General features: G+C 66.8%; 2 protein-coding genes. Both read right to left on the reverse strand.

Annotation, left to right across the window (positions count from 1 at the left end; genetic code table 11):
• On the reverse strand, nucleotides 1-732 hold a 732-nt coding region (locus tag EN781_RS32075; protein ID WP_245492703.1), incomplete at its 3' end, for a caspase family protein.
• A gap of 151 nt (nucleotides 733-883) precedes the next feature.
• Entirely contained in the window at nucleotides 884-1453 is a 570-nt protein-coding gene (locus EN781_RS32080; protein WP_126056898.1) for an NADPH-dependent FMN reductase, read from the reverse strand.
• Between the last annotated feature and the right edge of the window lie 195 nt (nucleotides 1454-1648).

Raw genomic sequence — 1648 nt, forward strand, 5'->3', positions numbered from 1 at the left:
CCGCCACGACCAAGGAACAGCTGCCGGAACGTGAGCGGCGAAGAACAACTGCGGCAGGCCGCTTTCGACATAGGGGAGCTGTTTGCCGCGACTGAGATCGTAGACCTCCTGCTGCACCAGCGTCAGCACCGAGCGGATTTCGAGTCCGTCGGTGCCGAGGTACTTGGTCAGCGCCGCGGTGAAGGGCGAGTTCTGGCCGGATCCGTCAGCGGCCGTCTCGCCGGGCGCCGCGGCAAAGGCGAACAGGATGTTCTCCGCCCGCCCGACGCGGCCGAGACCCGGCCTGATCTTGTCGGCGGCATCCTTGGCCAGCGACGTCGCGCCGCGGCCCTCGCCGCTCGCGCCGGCGAAGGGATCGCTGCGGCAGGCGTCGAGCACGATCAGGCCGACCTTGGCCGTGGCGGCGACCGCTTCGCGCACCTCTTCCAGCGGCAGGCTGGTCTTGTCCAGCGCGGCGAGCGAGGAGGCGTCGGCATCGACGGGCAGCAGCCGGTTATCGCCGGAAATCTCGACGCCATGGCCGGAGAAATAGACCAGCGCCACGTCGGCGCCCTTGGCGTCCTCACGGAAATCGTCGAGCGCGCGGCGCGTGCGGCGCAGGTCCCGGTTGGTCTCGAGCACGACCTCGAAGCCGAGCTTCTTCAGCGACGCTTCCATCGCCTCGCCGTCATTGACGGGGTTCGCAAGCGGCCGGATCAGTCGGTAGTCGTTGTCGGCAATGACCAGCGCCACGCGCCGCTCCGCCAGGGCGGCGGCGCTTGTCCAAAGGATCAGCAATAGCGCAAGAAGAAGACGCAAAGTCCAAACCGCCCCGGCCCGGTCATTTGCGGGAGCATTTCATCTCTTTATGGCGCGAACAAGCCCGGAGCGTATACCGACCGGCCTAGCCGGCTCGCAGCGGCCTCAGCGCCTCGCTCCAGCGGAACAATTCGTCCAACATGGTCCTGGCGCCGTTGAGGACCGGCTCGCCGGGCTGGAAAGCGCTGTTCTTGTCGAGCAGCGTCTTGTAGGCCGCCAGCGCCACACCCTCCGGGATCGGCATCACTCCGACCGCGGTCAGAAGCGGCTTGACCGCTTGCGCCGCGCGCAGGCCACCGGAGACGCCGCCATAGCTGAAGATGGCGGCCGGCTTGTAGCGCCACTCCTTGAGCAGATAGTCGATCGCGTTGACGATCGCGGGAGCCACGAAATAATTGTACTCCGGCGCTACGAAGACGAAAGCGTCGGCGGCGTCGATCGCCTTCGACCATGCCTTCGTGTGCTCCTTCTCGTATCTGGCGAGTCTCGGATGATGCGGCTCGTCCAGCATCGGCAGCTCGAACGCAGCGATGTCGGTCAGCACGGGTTCGAATTTCCCGTGCTCGCGCGCGAAGCCGTCCAGCCATTCAGCGAAGATCGGGCCGGCGCGGCCGGGTCGCGTGCTGCCGATGATGATGTTCAGCCGGTGTTTCAAGGCGGGGCTCCTGCGCTGGGTATCTGTCGGTGACTGCCCCTAAGGCATGCGGCGGCAGGCGGCAAGAAGCCGCGGCGAGCGGACCGTCAGATTCCCGGGAGCGGACATTGCCGAAGGGAGGGCGGTCAGGGTCCGGCCCTTCGGCTGCATGGACGCCGGCCCAGGCAACCACTACATTCGAAGGGACAAGCGGAG

Source organism: Mesorhizobium sp. M4A.F.Ca.ET.090.04.2.1 (assembly GCF_003999085.1).
Classification (GTDB): Bacteria; Pseudomonadota; Alphaproteobacteria; order Rhizobiales; family Rhizobiaceae; genus Mesorhizobium.